The 17,708-nt window shown below is 47.3% G+C and carries 16 protein-coding genes; 8 read left to right on the top strand and 8 right to left on the bottom strand.

The window, feature by feature from the left end:
• Positions 1-170: 170 nt before the first annotated feature.
• Genes Q4Q54_RS09255 through gmk form a run of 4 tightly spaced genes read right to left on the bottom strand, consistent with a single transcriptional unit; the run spans position 171 to position 3,691 of the window.
• Entirely contained in the window at positions 171-554 is a 384-nt protein-coding gene (locus Q4Q54_RS09255; RefSeq protein ID WP_006079838.1) for a RidA family protein, read from the bottom strand.
• 25 nt (positions 555-579) lie between these two features.
• On the bottom strand, positions 580-2,685 hold the full coding sequence (gene spoT, locus Q4Q54_RS09250) for a bifunctional GTP diphosphokinase/guanosine-3',5'-bis pyrophosphate 3'-pyrophosphohydrolase (RefSeq protein ID WP_105251161.1): 2,106 nt from the start codon (positions 2,683-2,685) through the stop codon (positions 580-582).
• Between the two features lie 45 nt (positions 2,686-2,730).
• Positions 2,731-3,009, bottom strand: a complete 279-nt coding sequence (gene rpoZ / locus Q4Q54_RS09245) for a DNA-directed RNA polymerase subunit omega (RefSeq protein ID WP_007651394.1) — start codon at positions 3,007-3,009, stop codon at positions 2,731-2,733.
• 58 nt (positions 3,010-3,067) lie between these two features.
• Positions 3,068-3,691: a guanylate kinase gene (gene gmk, locus Q4Q54_RS09240; protein ID WP_106648352.1), complete on the bottom strand. Its 624-nt coding sequence runs from the start codon at positions 3,689-3,691 to the stop codon at positions 3,068-3,070.
• 252 nt (positions 3,692-3,943) lie between these two features.
• Here gmk and Q4Q54_RS09235 point away from each other — a divergent pair, with 252 nt between their 5' ends.
• The 4 genes from Q4Q54_RS09235 to Q4Q54_RS09220 all read left to right on the top strand — a co-directional run bounded on the left by Q4Q54_RS09235 (position 3,944) and on the right by Q4Q54_RS09220 (position 9,354).
• Positions 3,944-5,605: a hypothetical protein gene (locus Q4Q54_RS09235; protein WP_311988270.1), complete on the top strand. Its 1,662-nt coding sequence runs from the start codon at positions 3,944-3,946 to the stop codon at positions 5,603-5,605.
• 204 nt (positions 5,606-5,809) lie between these two features.
• Entirely contained in the window at positions 5,810-6,682 is an 873-nt protein-coding gene (locus Q4Q54_RS09230) for an NTP transferase domain-containing protein (protein WP_311988269.1), read from the top strand.
• Entirely contained in the window at positions 6,675-7,739 is a 1,065-nt protein-coding gene (locus tag Q4Q54_RS09225; RefSeq protein WP_006086635.1) for a phosphotransferase enzyme family protein, read from the top strand. The genes Q4Q54_RS09230 and Q4Q54_RS09225 overlap by 8 nt, the downstream gene beginning before the upstream one ends.
• A gap of 196 nt (positions 7,740-7,935) precedes the next feature.
• On the top strand, positions 7,936-9,354 hold the full coding sequence (locus Q4Q54_RS09220; protein WP_311988268.1) for an MFS transporter: 1,419 nt from the start codon (positions 7,936-7,938) through the stop codon (positions 9,352-9,354).
• 9 nt (positions 9,355-9,363) lie between these two features.
• Here Q4Q54_RS09220 and Q4Q54_RS09215 read toward each other — a convergent pair whose 3' ends face one another.
• On the bottom strand, positions 9,364-10,317 hold the full coding sequence (locus tag Q4Q54_RS09215; RefSeq protein WP_311988267.1) for a sulfotransferase: 954 nt from the start codon (positions 10,315-10,317) through the stop codon (positions 9,364-9,366).
• 665 nt (positions 10,318-10,982) lie between these two features.
• On the opposite strand from Q4Q54_RS09215, the gene Q4Q54_RS09210 reads away from it, so the two are divergent.
• Together Q4Q54_RS09210 and Q4Q54_RS09205 are read left to right on the top strand one after the other, a co-directional pair.
• Positions 10,983-11,213 carry a helix-turn-helix transcriptional regulator gene (locus Q4Q54_RS09210; protein WP_311988266.1) on the top strand — a complete coding sequence of 77 codons (231 nt, stop codon included), beginning with the start codon at positions 10,983-10,985 and terminating at the stop codon, positions 11,211-11,213.
• On the top strand, positions 11,210-13,165 hold the full coding sequence (locus Q4Q54_RS09205; RefSeq protein ID WP_259484179.1) for a DUF2075 domain-containing protein: 1,956 nt from the start codon (positions 11,210-11,212) through the stop codon (positions 13,163-13,165). Before Q4Q54_RS09210 ends, Q4Q54_RS09205 begins: the two co-directional genes overlap by 4 nt.
• 35 nt (positions 13,166-13,200) lie before the next feature.
• Here Q4Q54_RS09205 and Q4Q54_RS09200 read toward each other — a convergent pair whose 3' ends face one another.
• Together Q4Q54_RS09200 and Q4Q54_RS09195 are read right to left on the bottom strand one after the other, a co-directional pair.
• Complete coding sequence (locus Q4Q54_RS09200) at positions 13,201-13,677, bottom strand: PD-(D/E)XK nuclease superfamily protein (RefSeq protein ID WP_259566514.1); 477 nt, start codon at positions 13,675-13,677, stop codon at positions 13,201-13,203.
• Positions 13,678-13,780: 103 nt separating this feature from the next.
• Entirely contained in the window at positions 13,781-14,677 is an 897-nt protein-coding gene (locus Q4Q54_RS09195; protein ID WP_311988265.1) for a LysR family transcriptional regulator, read from the bottom strand.
• 239 nt (positions 14,678-14,916) lie between these two features.
• On the opposite strand from Q4Q54_RS09195, the gene yjjG reads away from it, so the two are divergent.
• Positions 14,917-15,654: a pyrimidine 5'-nucleotidase gene (gene yjjG, locus Q4Q54_RS09190; RefSeq protein ID WP_311988333.1), complete on the top strand. Its 738-nt coding sequence runs from the start codon at positions 14,917-14,919 to the stop codon at positions 15,652-15,654.
• 34 nt (positions 15,655-15,688) lie between these two features.
• Here yjjG and Q4Q54_RS09185 read toward each other — a convergent pair whose 3' ends face one another.
• A complete protein-coding gene (locus Q4Q54_RS09185) occupies positions 15,689-16,327 on the bottom strand; it encodes an ERCC4 domain-containing protein (protein ID WP_006086643.1) in 639 nt (212 codons plus the stop codon).
• Positions 16,328-16,508: 181 nt separating this feature from the next.
• Here Q4Q54_RS09185 and Q4Q54_RS09180 point away from each other — a divergent pair, with 181 nt between their 5' ends.
• Positions 16,509-17,642, top strand: coding sequence for a hypothetical protein (locus Q4Q54_RS09180; RefSeq protein ID WP_115335681.1), 1,134 nt, complete (start codon positions 16,509-16,511; stop codon positions 17,640-17,642).
• Positions 17,643-17,708: the final 66 nt, after the last annotated feature.

Here is a 17,708-nt window from a genome sequence, read left to right as displayed (position 1 = left end):
GAGCTCGCGCAAATAGTTTACAGGATTGTAAAATATGAGAATGGAGCCCAAAGCCTACAAGCTGAGTATGAAAATAAGATGAAGAGAATGGCAAGCGTCAGAGAGGCTGGTGACGGCAACAAAAAAGGCGCCGCAGCGCCTTTTTGTTGGTTGAAGGGGAATGCTTGAGCTTACAGCTCCATCACGCCATCCATTTCAACTTGAGAATCCTTCGGCAATTGCTTCACGCCGATAGCTGCACGGGCAGGGTATGGCTGGCTGAAGTAACGGCTCATGATTTCATTCACTTTTGCAAAGTGGCTTAAATCAATCAGGAAGATGTTGAGCTTAACGATATCGTTGATTGAACCACCCGCAGCAGTACAAACCGCCGTTAGGTTTTCAAATACTTGCACCACTTGAGCTTCAAAATCATCGCTGACAATTTGCATTGTGCTTGGCACAAGCGGAATTTGGCCGGATAAATACACTGTGCTGCCGACTTTGACGGCCTGTGAATAAGTGCCGATGGCCGCAGGGGCGTTTTCGGTCGCTATAATGATTTTTTCTGCCATGACGCTCTCTCTAATGTTGAGTTAATTAACGATTACGGGACGTACGCAGCACTTCGGGCAGTACCCTAATTCGGCGCATCACGTTGGCTAAATGGATCCTGTCTTTCACCGAAATCCGCAGGTTGATCAAATACACGCGGCCATCTCGTTCCTCTGTGCTGAGGTTGTGAATATTCGAGCCTTCGGCGGCAATGATCGAGGTGATCTTCGCCAGTGCGCCTTGGTGGTTAACAATTTCCACCCGCAGGTTGGCTTGGTAATCAACGCCTTCAACATTATCCCATTGCACAGGAATATACTTGTCAGGCTCGCCTTGATAACCACGAATGTTGGCGCAGTTTTCCATGTGCACCACTAAGCCCTTACCTTGGCTCACGTGGGCAATCACGGCATCACCAGGAATTGGGCGGCAACAGTTGGCGAAGGTAACGAGCATGCCTTCGGCGCCACGAATTGGCATCATGTGGCCGTCGCGGCTTTCTTGATTCTCAAGATTATCGCCAATCAAACGCTGGGCGATAACGATGCTCATGGCATTGCCAAGGCCGATGTCGGCGAGCAGTGAATCGAGTGTGGTATGTTTAGTATCGCGAATGACTTTTTCAATCTGCTCAGGCGCAATGCTGTCGAGTTTAGTTTTGCCGAGCGCATGGTTGAGCAGGCGGCGACCGAGCGCAATCGCGTCATCACCCTTAAGGCTTTTCAGCACTTGGCGGATTTTGGCGCGGGCCTTACCTGTTACCACAAAGTTCAGCCAAGCGGCATTAGGACGTGCGCCTTTGGCGGTAATAATTTCAACGGTTTGGCCAGAAATTAACGGCTGGCTAAGCGGATACGCTTGGCGGTTAACGCGGGCACCGACGCAGGTATTACCCACATCTGTATGCACTTCGTAGGCAAAGTCTACTGCAGTGGCATTGACAGGTAATTCCAGAATGCGTCCTTCAGGGGTGAACACATAAATCTCTTCTGGGAAGAGTTCCGTCTTCACGTTTTCAACGAATTCGAATGAGGTGCTAGCGCTTTGTTGTAATTCCAACAAGCTTTGCATCCACTTACGGGCACGCACTTGAGTCGTCGTGCCTTGGCCTGTTTGTGCACCGCCTTTGTAGGCCCAGTGTGCCGCGACCCCTTTATCTGCCATCTGATCCATATCTTCGGTACGAATTTGGATCTCAACGGGCACGCCGTGTGGACCAAACAAAGAGGTATGGAGTGACTGATAGCCGTTGGCTTTAGGGATAGCGATATAATCTTTGAAACGACCGGGGCGAGGTTTATACAGTCCGTGCATGGCGCCGAGTACGCGATAACAAGTGTCGATGGAATCGACTATCACCCTAAAGGCGTAGATATCCATGACTTCTTGGAATTGCAGCTCTTTACTCTGCATCTTGTTATAGATGGAGTAGAGGTTTTTCTCGCGGCCTTTAACTTTTCCTGGAATACCCGCATCGTTTAAGCGCGTATAAACAGCGGCTTCAATGCCTTGGATCAATTCTTTACGATTGCCACGGGCAGCTTTAACGACTTCTTTAAGCACCCGATATCGCATGGGGTAATACGCTTGGAAACCTAAGTCTTCTAACTCTGTCTTGATGTTATGGATACCGAGACGGTTAGCGATGGGCGCGTAGATTTCTAAGGTTTCACGGGCGATACGGCGACGTTTGTCGGGACGTAGGGCGCCTAAGGTACGCATATTGTGGGTTCTATCGGCAAGCTTGATGAGGATAACGCGGATATCCTGCGTCATCGCCATCATCATTTTACGGAAGTTTTCAGCCTGAGCTTCTTTCTTGTCGCGAAATTTAAGCTTATCGAGCTTTGACACGCCTTCGACGAGCTCAGCCACCGCGACACCGAATAGTTCGGCTAAATCGTCTTTGGTGACATGGGTATCTTCGATAGTGTCGTGGAGCAGTGCTGCCATCAGCGTCTCATGATCAAGACGCATGTCAGCAAGGATGCGGGCAACCGCAACCGGATGAGTAATATAAGGTTCGCCACTCGTGCGCATTTGCCCTTCGTGGGCATCACGCGCGATCTGGTACGCCTGCTTGAGCAATTCTACCTGTTCGGGTTCTAAGTAACCGGAAGCAGACTCCTTTAGACCTTCAAACAGATACAAGTGGCAGCTCTCCTTTTACCTAAATAGGTGTTTACTCAATAACGCTTATAATGAACGGCCTTCAGCAATGGCTGCAACCGCTGCAATTTCAGCGGCTTCACGTTCACGTACCGTTTGACGCTCATCAGCATCTAAAGTGTGAGCGTTAACTAAACCTAGTTCGATTTCACGCAGGGCGATAACCGTTGGTTTGTCGTTCATCTCTTCAACCATAGGGTCTTTACCCTGCACGGCGATTTGGCGAGCACGACGCGCCGCAACCAAGATCATATCAAAACGGTTGCCGATTTGTTCTACGGCGTCTTCTACAGTTACGCGAGCCATGTGTTGAAACTCCAGTTTATCTAGGGAAAAAATGACGCAAAATTGTACACTATGACAGCTATCCTGCCAACAGATCGTGAAGCATATCATTTTGCGCGTGGATCTGACTAGCACCTGTTAAGCGCTGACTGCGAATGATGGCACGCAAATCGGCTAAGGCAGTGTCAAAATCGTCGTTGACGATAATAAAATCATATTCTTTATAGTGGGACATTTCCGATACGGCTTGTGCCATACGGCTGGCGATCACATCGCTACTGTCTTGTCCACGGCCGGTGAGGCGGCGTTCTAGCTCGGCTTTCGAGGGTGGCAGAATAAACACACCAACTGCATCGGGCATCACAGCTTTCACTTGCTCGGCACCTTGCCAGTCGATATCGAGGAAAACATCGATACCTTGGGTGAGCGTATGTTCAATCACATGGCGCGAGGTACCATAGTAATTGCCGAACACTTCTGCCCATTCAAAAAAGGCATTTTCAGCAATTAAGGCTTTGAATTGCTCAACATTAACGAAGTGATAGTGTTGACCATCGACTTCACCTGGGCGTGGCGCGCGGGTGGTATGTGATACCGAAACCTGCATGTCAGCGGGCTTGTCTTTAAGCAAGGCCGAGATCAGCGAGGATTTACCTGCGCCACTTGGCGCCGACACAATAAATAAATTTCCGCGTGCGGTCATGAGCTAAATATCCAATTGGTTAACGCAAGAAGGGCCCAGAAAGCCGAGCATTATACCGATTTTGACCATAGAAATACTAGGGCTTGTAGGCCAGCAATTTAAGCCTATTTTAGATTTACTTCGATATTATGCGCATTTTTATCCGACTAGGGTCGTAGGCACTGACAATTGCGGGTAAATTGGTTACGCTCGTGCGAATAAGGCAATGAGTGTCTTTTTGTATCTCGTTTTTACAACAATAAAGGAAGGGTCGTGCTGTTAAAATCTCTTTTCTGCCTTCACGGGCGTGATTCTCGTCCCCGTTTTGTCGCAATCAGTGTTGGCGTTTACGTCTGTATTGCACTTGCCGCCGCTGCTTTTGGGGCCAATTTTCTGATGTATTTGCTGGCATTGTTAGGCCTACCTTTATTGGGGCTCGCCAGTTTGCGTCGTTTGGCCGATGCCGATAAGCCAAAAGGCTTGATTGGCCTATTCCTTTTGCCCTTATTGATTTTCATCGGCCTGTTAATGGCCGATGCACATATTGCCTTAATCGGCTTGAGTTTAGCGTTAGCCGCGGGGCTGACATTTTGGGGCTGGCGTTTACCGGCGCCAACCATAGTCGATTATCGCTACGGTTATTTCGGTCCTGAGCTGGATGCGCCGACATCGCAGGCTATGCCTAGGCGCCGTGTGGAGCCGACGATCGTTCCAAAGGCGGCGGCTAAAGAGATAGAAACTCCAGACGTTGCCGCAAGACAGGCAGCTAAATCGACCGCCCATATTCAAGCGCAACCTCAAGCTGAGCGACATGAACCGCATGTTGAGCTGTCGCATGCGCAGGCCATTAGCGCCGCAACGGCCTCTGAGCCAGTGGTGGATTTATCTGCCCATGTTGAACCCATTGCCGCTAAACCAATAGTCGCTGAATCAACGGTCGTAGAATCTACAGTCGCTGAACCTATTGTCGCCTCGACTATGAGCGCGGCGGATGCCGAGCTTGAGGCCCAGCGCCAAGATGAACTGCGTTTTGATGCCCTTACTCGGATGACGCAAAATCCTGCCGATTTTGTGGTGCCCGACAGTCATGCGGATTTTCGCCCCGCTAACGCCAGTCGTGTCGAACAGACCAACATTGATTTAGTCGACGTTGATGTCGCCAATGTTGATTTAAAACATGTCGACTTTAACGCAGCCCAATTAGATCCCGCCGAACGCAGTACAGAACCGGGTTGGCGTTTTGCCGCCGAAGAAGATGACGAACTAGATAGCTTTAACGATCAAGATCATGCCGAAGAAGTGCGTCAACGCCGCGCAGAAGCGAAAGATTCTGGCTCGATGACCGAGCTGTTTCGCGGTTTGTTCGAGTTTTTAGCGCCGCTGAAACGTTTCTTCGTACTGCCTAAGATTAAGCTGCCTAAACTGGAACGCCGTTATTGGCGTCCTGCGGGGATAGGTTGTGGTGTTGTGGTCTTGCTCGCCTTGGTTTGGGGTCTTTGGCCAAGTGGCGACGCTGAGACAGGCGACGGCGCAGAAGTGGTAACGGTTAACGCGATTGCACCCTATGCGGGTGAGCGGGTGACGCTCGCGCTACCTGACGGCTTTTCTGTGGCGCTGGAGGATGACATCTTGATCATGCGTTGGCTCGGTGAGAAAGGTAAAGCGCAAAACCTGTGGTCCTTAGCGACGGCAAAGGGCGATAAAACCTGTAGCCTGTTGTCCTTTAACAATGGCACTGACTATCGCCCTGTGACTGTGGACTTGAAAGCCGACTCAGCAACCGAGGCGCGATTCACGCCACTCGACACTCAAGCCATCATAGTGGACCTTGCGCGCCGTGGCAGTATCAGCCTGTGTGGTTATAAGTTCAGTCTTAAGGGCAGCCAAGCGATATTGGAACAGAATCGCACTTTTGGTGATTACATCGCGCGTTGATTTAGACTGCAAGTTAGGTCGCAGCTTAGGCCTGCAACTTAAGTCGATAAAATTTCTGCTTAAATGCTAGTCACAATTAGAGGGGTAGATTACACTTTTGCTCCTCTTTTTCTCAAACCGCGTTTTAAATGCGTTATGCCTTGGTATTGGACGCGGCGGTTTGGGGAAACATCTTTAAATTTGAACTGAATATATCAATCCAGCATGAATACAGAATTGACCTTAGTCATTATGGCTGCAGGGCTAGGTAGTCGTTTCGGCGGCGATAAGCAATTGGCAGCGCTCGGTCCCGCTGGCGAACCCATGTTGGTGTTATCGATCATGTCGGCCATTCGCAGTGGCTTTCAGCGTGCTGTGCTGGTGATCCGCCCTGAGTTAGAAACTGAGTTAACTGAGATACTGACACGGTTTTTGCCCGCCGATTTTGCCTATCATTTTTGCTATCAAGCCTTAACGGATTTACCCGAAGCGGCGCAGCTGGTTGATCTCAGCCACAGGCTTAAACCTTGGGGCACGGCCCATGCACTGTGGAGTGCGCGCCATCTCGTTAAAGGACCAATGGCCGTTATCAATGCCGATGATTTTTATGGTGATAGCGCTTTTGCCTCTTTAGCCAAAGGCTTAAGCAGGAGACCGACAGAGTGGATGATGGTGGCTTATCCCATAGAACTCACATTGTCGGAGCACGGCGGTGTTAACCGGGGTCTGTGTCAGGTTGAAAATGGTCAGCTTAAATCGGTTGCCGAATGGCTCAATATCGCCGATCAAGCTGGTCAATTGGTGGGTGATGGCCCACAGGGACATGCGAGTTTGCCGCCCGAGTCCCTGGTCTCTATGACTTGCTGGGGCTTCTCCCCAAGCATATTTGATGTTATTAAACGTGAATTAACCGAATTTATCGGGCAACAAGGTCAACAACCTAAGTCTGAATGTTACTTACCCGCCATAGTACAAGCGGGCATTGAGCAAGGTTTGCCTGTCTATGTCGATGTTGCCTGTGAGCCCTGGCTCGGCGTGACTTATCCGCAGGACACTGTCTGGGTAAAACAAAAATTAACGGAGTTATTGAGTGATTAAACTCATCAGGCAGTCAGTGTTGCCTCATTTTGGTATTGAAGCTGCCGAGGCAAAAATTTCTGCACTCGGTAATGGCCACATCAATGACACCCTGTTGGTGCGCTGGCCTGCGGGCGAATTAGTATTGCAGCGAATTAATACTGAGGTATTTAAAACGCCCAACGCTTTGGTTAGCAATGCCGATAAAATTAGCCATCATTTATGCGCTAAGTCGTTGCAGCAACAATACGGCCTGAAAGTCGTTAGCCCTTGTTTAACCCAAGAGGGTGAATTGGCTATCGATTTAGGCGAACAAGGATTTTGGCGCGCGATCAGTTACTTGCCCCACAGTCTCAGCATCGAAGTGGTTAAGTCAGAGCAAGAAGCAGAAATGGCGGCCAAGGCTTTTGGTCATTTTGCCTCAGCCTTGAGTGACTTTGATGCAACTCAGCTCGAAGATGTGATCCCCCAGTTTCACCATTTACCGGGACGCATGGCTTTGTTGCAACAGGCCGCCGAACTCGATAGCCAACACCGCTTAGATCTTTGCCGTCATTGGGTCGATTACGCGTTATCTCAGCAGGCGTTGCTGGATGAACTTGCAGAAATATCGCCAAAGCTGCCGCTGCGAATTTGTCATAACGACACTAAAATCAATAATATGCTTTTCGATAAACGCGACATGTCCAGTATGGCGATTATCGATTTAGATACCTGCATGAAAGGTCATCTGATGTATGACTTCGGCGACATGGTTCGCACTTTCTGCTCACCAGAGGAAGAAGACTCTACGGCCTTGGATAAAGTTCAAGTGCGCCAAGATATCTTCGCCGCGATTTGCCGTGGCTACTTGAGCGAGTTGGGTGATGTCTTAACGGAAGACGAAAAACGCAGTCTGTGGCTCGGTGCGCGGGTGATTTGTTTGATGATAGGCGTGCGTTTTTTAACGGATTACCTTAACGGTGATGTGTATTTCCATATTCACCGCGAAGGCCATAATCTGGACCGCGCCGCCAATCAGTTTACCTTGTACCAAAGCTTGCTCGACCAAGAAACGGTACTTAAAGCCCATTTCTAAGTCAGGATATGGATCTTGGTGATTGCGCCAGTTTCTAGATCTAATGCACTGATAAACAAAACGCCCAAGGCTTTGCTTTGGGCGTTTTGCTTTAATACGATTGCTTTAATACGATTGTTATAAGTTCTAGGCAGATGGCATTTCATCCGACATAATCGAGCAATATCCCTTAATATTATATGGATTTGTGCTTGGTATGGATTCACCTGTGGCGCAGCCGTTAGTCACTTGTTCACGGCGCAGCGAACGTAACTCTTGGTTAAGATGTACCCTGCGTCGCTCGCAGCAGGAGGCGGTTGCCTCGTCTATGATGACGGCGACCAGCGATAACTTCTTCAACGCCTACGCTATTTTTCTCGGTGCCAGCCTGGCGCAGATGGGCTTTGTCACAGGTTTACCTCAGCTTTTTGGCGCTATCTCCCAGCTTTTATCTGTCTGGCTCGCCAGCCATTTCTCCCGCCGAACTTTTATCGTCTTTTGCGCCGCCTTTCAGGCCTGCGTTGTGCTTTCGATGGGCGCGTTAGCCGCTTTCGGCCCTGAACATGCGGTGTGGATCTTTATCGCTTTAGCTGTTGGTTACCATGGCTTTATCAATCTAATTCAACCCCATTGGCGGGCGTGGATGGGCTCTATTGTTCCCGAACGGCGCCGTGGTACTTTTTTCGCCGCGCGCACTCGGCTCACTATGGGCGCATCTTTGAGTGTGTTCTTTATTGGCGGCGGCATACTCACCTTAACCGACTCGATGCAGATGGCGTGGCTGGGCTTTAGTCTGTTGTTTTCTATCGCGGCGATGGGACGGTTTGTCTCGGCTTGGCTACTGCTGCAGTTGCACGATCCCGATCCGCGCGAGCCCAAACAGCGCGGCGTATTTTTGCAAACCATAGGTCATTTTCGCGAGGCGTGGAAGGATAAAACCTTTCGTCAGTACAGTTTGTTTGTCGCCAGTATGCAGGGCATGGTGGCGATCTCGGCACCATTTTTTGCCGTTTATATGTTGGAAGGCTTGAAGTTTACTTATCTCGAATTTGTGTTCGCCAGTGTGGCTTCGATAGCGACTCAATTTGTCACCTTGCGATTTTGGGGTCGCTTTAGCGATCAATTCGGCAATCGTTTAGTGATGATCATCACCAGTTGTATGATCCCAAGCTTGCCGCTGATGTGGCTATTCTCGGATAACTATCTGTATATCTTAGCAATCCAAGCTTTCTCTGGCTTGGCGTGGAGCGGCTTCACCTTAAGCACGGCAAATTACCTTTATGATATCCGCCCCTTTCGCAGTGACTTTGCGACCTACGCCGCTTTGCAAGCAGCCTTGAGTGCGGCCTGTGTATTTGTTGGCGCGATATTGGGCGGCACGATTGCCTCCCATGCGGCGGATTTTTTAGTCTGGTCGGGTTGGGATAGCGTGTTATCTAGCCCTATCTTCGTGGTGTTTTTAGTTTCGACCGTGCTGCGAGCCTTAGTGACACTCTGGTTTATTCCGCGCTCGGTCGAACCTAAAGTGCGTCCAAGGCCGCAGTTACTGCAACTTATCTTCCGTATCCGCGGCTTTAATGCCATTTCGGGCGTGAGCCTCGATTGGCTCACTGTGGTAAAACGCCGCAAGCAATAGGGCGTACAGCTAAAGCGTATAGTCGAAAAACTTACGGCTTTGCGGGCCAGCGCTATTACTGTTCACCTTATTGGGATGTTTATATTCATGCCAAGCCGCGACGTGTGTACCAGCGTTTAATTTTGGGAAATCCAGTCCATGCTCGCTGGTGTTGACTGGCAGTGATTGAACGGCTGCCTTTGCCTGGCTCGTTCCTTCCTGTGATATCTGGCTTGGTGCACTTTTTGTTTGAGAATCCGAGAATGCTCTATCTGTCACTTGGCCTAAGGTTGGGCAATCTGTGGTTAATCCCAAAAATTGCAACAAGCGACTCAAACTCCCTGCATGGCTTATGTCGAGTGAGATAAAATCTTCTCGGTTATGAAAGTAAGCGAGCACTTCGTTTTGATGCCTTTGATAACAAGCAATAAGATGTGCCTCATCTGCGGGACCCATCACTTTATCGATTGCAAACGTGTGCCGAAAGCTGCGTTTCATAATCGGGTGGAATCGCCCCGATTTTGCCTCTAAATGCGGTAGCATTTTACCCAGGAGCATTTGCATTGAAGGCACCCACTTCGCCATATCACGCTCGAGGTAGACAAATTTGGCCTGCGGGAATAGACCATCAAGCTGCCGATAATCACTAAAACAGGGCACATCAGAAATCGCATCGGCCAGCATAAACGCCTGTTTAGTAAAGGCCATGTGCGCCACTTTAAGCCCTTGCTCCAACAACGCCACACTCACACTCGTAGTGCCCGTACGCGGCAAACCTATGATAAAGACCTTCTGTTTTTCTACACTTGCCTGTTCACTACTGAGCGTACTGGACTGTTCAGGATTCATCTCATCTGGCGTGGCAACCTGTGAATGACGAGTGTGCTGCGTATTGGCGGCATGATCTGCATTGCCAATATGTTGTGCATTAGCAGAACATTGTGCGTGAGCAGAAGCTGGTGAATTGTTGGCATTATCAGGCATAGATTGGGCTCAGAATGTGTGTGCAAGTGGTGCGGTGTAAGCAATGAGTTTTCACATCGGCGTTTCGCATTGGCGTGTCAAATCAGCGGCAACAGTATATCTCAGCACGAAGGCTTTGTCGGTGGCTATACATAAAAGTCACGCACCACGGCAATGCACCCAGTAAAGGCGCACCGTATTGTGTGATAAGTGAAGTGTCGCTGCACAATAATAGTAAGTGTGGAAGCTCATAAGGCTTAGAAACTGAGCTTCCGGATTACCAACAAGGCTCATTTCCCTGCATTGCATAGCCATGTTGGTATTGATGAGGCGAATATTAGCGCTATTCGACTCATAATGTGAGGCGAATAAGTGAACCTCAATCAAAAGGTCGCTAATGTGAGTCGCCCGTCATCTAGCTCAATTGGTCGAGCTGCGTGATGTTGAATTCTGGAATAGCTAGGCAATTCCTGCGGCCGAAGTACCAAATACTTATTGTCGAGTGGTTGGTAAATCTGCTGTCTAAATGTAATCAGCGGCAACAACCATTTTGTATTTTGTGAGTGATTACTCTGTGCGATGTTATGTCAAAATCATTAAGTGCTAGGTATTGAATGTGACTCATAGTCCGTAGATGTATTGTCTACAAGTAAAGATCATCATGAAAACTCTTCAAAGGATTATTCATGGAAGATCATTTGCTTACCTCATTCGGTACTCATCTAAAAAGTTTGCGACTTGAGAGATCTTTTTCTCAGGAGCAGCTTGCATTAAAAGCTGACATGGACAGAACCTATGTCAGCGGCATTGAACGTGGGCAACGCAATGTTAGTTTGATTAATCTTTTTAAGCTTGCCAGTGCTTTAGATATCCCGGCGAAACAACTTCATGATTTTACCGTTGAGGGATCATTATGACTCAACGAGCATTTTATTTGGCGAGTTTTAAAGATTTTCTATCTGATGAGCCCGATGCGATTATCGGGCAGATATCACGTTTCCATACTCAGCATTTATTGCATACGCAAACTCGTGCTTGGTGTACTGAAATTGAAGTTCTCAAACGTTCCTTGGCCGAGAGCGTTGAGCTGGAAGGGCATATTTTCATTGAGTTTATGATCCCACGAATGGGACGACGTGCCGATGTCGTGATTATATTTAAAGGGATTGTTTTTGTTGTAGAGTTTAAAGTTGGCGCAAAAGTATTTACCGCTGCAGATATGAGGCAAACTCATGGATATGCTTTAGATTTAAAGAACTTTCATCGCGGTAGTCATGATAAATATCTAGTTCCTCTGCTTGTCGCCACCAAAGCGATGAGCCAATCGAAAAATCCAGAATTCGCCGACGATAATGTTGCTTCGACCTTGTGTATTTCACCCAGTGAATTGTTTTCAAGAATGCGCCAAATCGCTGAACGGTTGAATCAACCTACTTTTGACCCAAACTTGTGGGCTGATTCTGGCTATTTGCCGACACCAACAATTATCGAAGCGGCGCAAGCGCTATATGCGCAGCATAAAGTCGAAGATATAGCTCGTAGTGAAGCAGACACTCAAAATCTTGGACAAACGAGTCAGCAATTACTTCAGTTGATTCACGATGCTCGTATCAATAAGCGAAAAATAATTTGTTTCGTTACCGGTGTTCCGGGGGCGGGAAAAACCCTTGTAGGGCTAAATATTGCGAGTATTCACGCAAACAGGGAAGAGAACGAGTATTCTGTTTTCCTCAGTGGTAATGGGCCTTTAGTGACGGTATTACAGGAAGCCTTAGCTAGGGATAGATCTTCTAGAACTGGTGATTCTATCAGCGCAACCAGAAAGGAGACTGAATCATTTATTCAAAATATCCATCGCTTTAGGGATGAATATCTGAATGGTGGTGTGCCGCCTGAAAAAGTGGCCATATTTGATGAGGCTCAACGGGCGTGGGATAAAGAGCAGGCAAGCGATTTTATGCGTCGTAAGCGAGGTATTGTCGACTTTGATAAATCAGAGCCTGAGTTTCTCATCGAAGTAATGGACCGTCGTCAAGACTGGGCATTTATTATTGCACTAGTCGGTGGTGGGCAGGAGATTAATAAAGGTGAGGCAGGTCTAGCAGGTTGGTTGGACGCACTTAAGGACAGGTTCTTAGATTGGGATGTCTATTTTTCCACCGCTTTATTGTCTGGTGAGTATGTCTCAATGGGCGTAGACCTGAATTCGGTTTCAAGGGCGAATATCTTACCTAACTTACATCTTGCCACATCCATGCGATCTTTCCGCGCTGAAAAGTTATCGAGCTTTGTTCATTACTTCGTTTCTGGGCAATGCGGACTTGCAGTTAGCCTCTATAAAGAGATAGAGCATGTCTACCCAATCAAAGTCACTCGGGATATAGCTAAAGCCAAAGCTTGGGTTAATCTGCACAAACGAGCCAACGAGTCCATGGGGCTGCTTGCTTCTTCTAACGGTATTAGGCTTAAAGCTGAGGGTATTTTCGTTAAGAACAAGATAGACCCTGCTAAGTGGTTTTTAAGTGGGGCCGATGATATTCGTTCTGCCGAATTTTTAGAGGATGTTGCTACTGAATTTGATGTACAAGGGCTAGAGCTAGACTGGTGCGTTGTGGCTTGGGATGCAGATTACCGTTTCAATGCTCAAGCATTTGAGCACTGGCAGTTTGTAGGAACGAAATGGCAAAAACGAAGCCAATTAGTTCGGCAAAAATACCTTGAAAATGCTTATCGCGTATTGTTGACGCGGGCTCGTCAGGGCATGGTGATATTCGTTCCTAAAGGCGATAAATCAGATGAGACTCGAGATCCAAATTTTTATGATCATACTTATAAGTACTTGATAGATTGCGGGATTGGTGTGATTTAGTAAAAGAAAGGGTCGGAATTGTTCGACCCTTTTGGTTATTTTGAAACGAAAAAACTAATAAATTCATCAAGGTCACTAAAGACCTTGATTTGTTTGTCTTGAATATTACTTGCAGCAGTTTTTATCCAGTCAAAAGCTTTTTGTTTATAGCCTTTTCCACCTAGTAAAATGACTAAATTGTGCTCTGGCGCGAGGCGAAGAGACTCTAGGAAAAAAGGAAATTTTTGATCGACAGAGCCGCTTTGCTCTTGCTTGTGAGCTTCAATTCGGACTGCTCCTAGTGTTTGATGTTGTACTAAGAATGCTGCTTTTCGAATTCCACCATACATATCTGTATAAGGCACACTTTTAAGGAACTCGTTTTGAGACGGAACACCTTGTACTTCACGGAAGCCTAGCGCCACAAGGGATTGTTCTACTTGATCACAAAACTTCTGATTGGATAACATGCTTGCTTCATATTTACCTGAGTCGACTTCAGGTAGATCTTCAAAAAGTGATTCTTGGTTCATTCTCCATCCTTGGTTATTAAATCGCCCTTTAATGTAGCATTGAGAGTGGCTTATTTTCAATCAGTTAGAACCACTACATAAAATTGTTCTATAACTTTGAAATTTACCCTAAGTTGCCATTCACCAACAACTCCATCAAAAACTCGATCAATACACTCACCTTAGTCGGCAAATATTTCCGCTGCGGATAAACCGCGTAGATGCCATGTTCTGGGAGGGGATGGTCTGCGAGCAAGGCTTGTAGGTGGCCTGTTTGTAAGTCGGTGTCGACCATGAAACGGGGCAGGTTGGCTATGCCTAAACCATCGAGTGTGGCTTGGTGGATGGCATCACTATTATTGACTTGGTAGTTACCGTTCGGCTGGATACGAGTGGGGCCCTGTGGGCTTAAGAAGGTCCATTCAACACCATCACGAAAATATGAGTAGAACAAACAGTTATGTTGGCTGAGTTGCTGTGGCGTTTGTGGCGCAGCGTGGCGAGCAAGATACTCGGGTGACGCGCAAATCACACTTAAACAAGGGGCAATTTTACGGGCAATAAGACTTGAATCTGGCAGTTCGCCGATGCGAATCGCCAGATCGAATCCGCCAGCAATTAAATCGGTGGTCTTATCATCCATCTGCATTTGCAGCTGTATTTTCGGGTAACGACGCAGAAACTCGGGGATTAAAGGGGCGATATGCAAGCGGCCAAATACCATAGGGACAGCGATGCGCAAATTGCCCTGAGGCGCTTGCTGTAGCTCTGAAATAGCGTCCAATCCTTCCTCTGCGAGTTTAACTGCAGGGCGAACATAGTCGAAGTAGCGGGCGCCCGCTTCGGTAAGACTCAAGCTGCGAGTGGTACGGTGCAAAAGTTGAATACCCAGACTTTGTTCTAATAGGGTAATGCGTTTACTCACCGCCGATTTACTCAGCCCAAGCTTTTGACTTGCCAGTGAAAAGCTACCGCATTCCACGATAGTGACAAAGATAGGTAGTGCCGAAAAGTGCTCCATGGTGTCCTTAGATTATCGCGTTCCCCTGCCATTATTGTTGATGATACCTCAACAGTCAGTTTTTATTATCGTGGTTATCATCGCCCTTGATGCAAGGTAGACTAATGCACTTGCTGATTGCGGGTGTCGACAGTGAAGCCTAGTTATTTTCGGGCTCATCGCTCATGTTTATCGCTTATCTTGATTACTGCTCGGCAGCTAGCCACAGCATTGCCGCAATCGCCGATGTACCATTCTCGATGCCACTGAACGGCATGGGGATGGGTTTTAGCTATTTTGTCAGAAAGAGAGTTCCTATGTCCTTGCCTTACCAATGGATTTTGTTCGATGCCGATGAAACCCTATTTTATTTTGATGCCTTAAAAGGGCTTAAGTTGATGTTTAGTGAGTTTGGGGTCGATTTTACCCAAGCCGATTTTGACGAGTATCAGTTAGTTAACAAACCGCTTTGGGTCGATTATCAAGATGGCAAAATAACTGCCGCCGAGTTGCAGACCATACGTTTCGAGCCTTGGGCAGCCAAATTATCTGTCACGGCCATGACGCTCAATAGTGCCTTTTTATCAGCAATGGCCGAAATTTGTTCGCCGCTACCCGGTGCTCGCGAGTTATTAGCCGCGCTGCAAGGTAAAGCTAAATTGGGCATCATCACCAACGGTTTCACTGAACTACAAACCGTGCGATTAGAGCGTACAGGCTTGCAGCATCATTTTGATATTTTAGTGATTTCAGAAAAAGTCGGCATAGCCAAACCCGATGTAGGCATCTTCGAACATGCTTTCGAGCTCATGGGTCATCCTGAGCGCGATTCTGTGCTCATGGTCGGTGATAACCCACATTCAGATATCCAAGGCGGTATCAATGCCGGTATTCATACTTGCTGGTATAACGTCCACGGCCACGACGTACCTGCCGGTATCGCCCCGAACTATCAAGTGAGTTCGCACCAAGAGCTATATAGTTTATTGTTCGGGTAAGTCAACAGGCACTCAGCTTATGCTGTGAAGTCACTTAGCGAGTCAGCACTTCACGGATCTTACTTGCTTTATTTTTACCTATACCACCCACTTGCATCAATGCCTCTTCAGATGCTGTTACGACTGCCTCGACACTGGCGAAATGGCATAAAAGTTTATTGGCGAGTTTAGGGCCTACCTCGGGTAGGCTTTGCAAGATGAATAATTGCTGATTTTTCTTGCGTTTGGGCTTACGTCCCGTGAGGGTTAATTCATGTTCTCTACGGTTTAACTGAGTGGCGCAAAAATACAGAATTTTGGCTGTTTCAGTTTGCGATAGACTGCGCAGTATTGGGATGTGGAAATTGATTGAAATCGAGCACAGCGCCCCGATTAACGCTTCTCTGCGTATCTGGTAACATGCGATATCTTGTGTATAACCTTCGATAAGCAGGGCGGTATGATTTGGGCTCTGGGCTAATCTGGCCACCTGTGAGAATAGGCGCCCATCGCATAATGATTGCACGAGATCGGGCAACGTTTTACGTTCAATCAGCCAACCATTGAGTTGATAATCACCCAATTTTAGGTGTTTTTTGATGAGTGAGAGATCTTCGTGCAGTGACAGCTCATAGATGATTTTTTCTGCATGTTCTCTATCGTCATAAAAGAGAGGGATTTTAGCCGCTGCCAATTTTAGTGACCTCAACCGAGTGACATATTCAGGATTGTTTATGAGTGTAGTCAGGCTGAACAACAAGCACAAAAGTTGTCTTCAGCTTTCTGAGTCGCCTAGTTAAAATTTAGTTATACCTATATCTGTTCGTTTGGCCAGCTGCATTAAGACAGCGCTAGAAAATCAATGTGAGTTAGCTATGAGTGAATATCAGTATTATCGATTCGAATGTGTTAACAGTAGCTTGTCGGTCCCGCAGCGGAATAGATTAAGGAATATTTCTAGCCGAGCAGAGATCACCAGCCACTCCTTTTGTGTTCAATATCATTACGGTGATTTAAGTGCCGATCCAGAAGCCTTAATGATGGATTTTTTTGATATTGGCTTTTATTACACCAATTGGGGGCAAGTGAATGCGTATCTTAAATTGCCAGCCGGTACAATCCCCTGTGATTTCAAGGTAATAAATGCTGACTTTTATGTGTCTTTTGTCGAGAATAAGCAGAGCCAATTACTGATATTTACTTTAGAAGATGATTATCGCTACCGCGACGATGAGAGTGCCGAATCCTTTATGCTGCATTTGGTGGCACTAAGGACAGAACTATTAACTGGCGATTATCGTGCTTTGTATTTTCATTGGTTAAGCCAAGCCAACGATGATATGGCCTTAGAGCCCTTGCCGCTTATAGCCTTTGATTTTCACCAGTTAACCCAGGCGCAATTGGCATTTACCACACTCTTTGACATCCCTTTACCATCGATACGTGCTTTACATCTTTTGCTGCAGTCAATGCCTGCACATGTTCCTCAACCCACAGTATTAACGGCACAGCAGCAGGTGGCTAAGCTAACGGATGCCGAGAAGGACGCGTTGCTTTGTTGCTTATTTGATGAAGGGAAAATATTTGCGGCGGATGCGTATGCGCTCCTCAGAACGCAAGAAACACCAATAGAGTACTCCGACTGGGTAACAGTTGCATCGTTGCATCCCTTCTGGCATGTAGCAGAAAAAGAAGTGATGCAAGAAGAGCGCATGGCAGAGGCCGAGCGTCTTGCCCGTGAGACGTTATTGCGTAATGAACATCTTGAAGCGGTTTATAAAGCGCATCAAAGCCATTGGGATAGTGCTTTTGAGGAGGCTGCTCGTGGGTGTGCCAGTGGCTATGATAATGCCGGCCGTACCTTGCAAGTGTTGTTCGATGCTTATCAACTAAAACAATCTTCCAGCGAGTTTAAACAAAATTTTGATGTTTTTATTAGCAAAAATAAACAGCGTAAAGCACTGATTAAGCGGTTAGAACCGTTACAGAAAATTATGCTATCGCTTTGATTTAGTTATTTTAATGCCAATAGCTATGGCGCTGTGATCGAGTGATGTGTTTTGCTTTATTAAAAG

This window comes from Shewanella sp. SP2S2-4 (assembly GCF_031932025.1).
In the GTDB taxonomy this organism is placed as follows: domain Bacteria; phylum Pseudomonadota; class Gammaproteobacteria; order Enterobacterales; family Shewanellaceae; genus Shewanella; species Shewanella baltica.
This window is presented reverse-complemented; position numbering and strand designations above follow the sequence as displayed.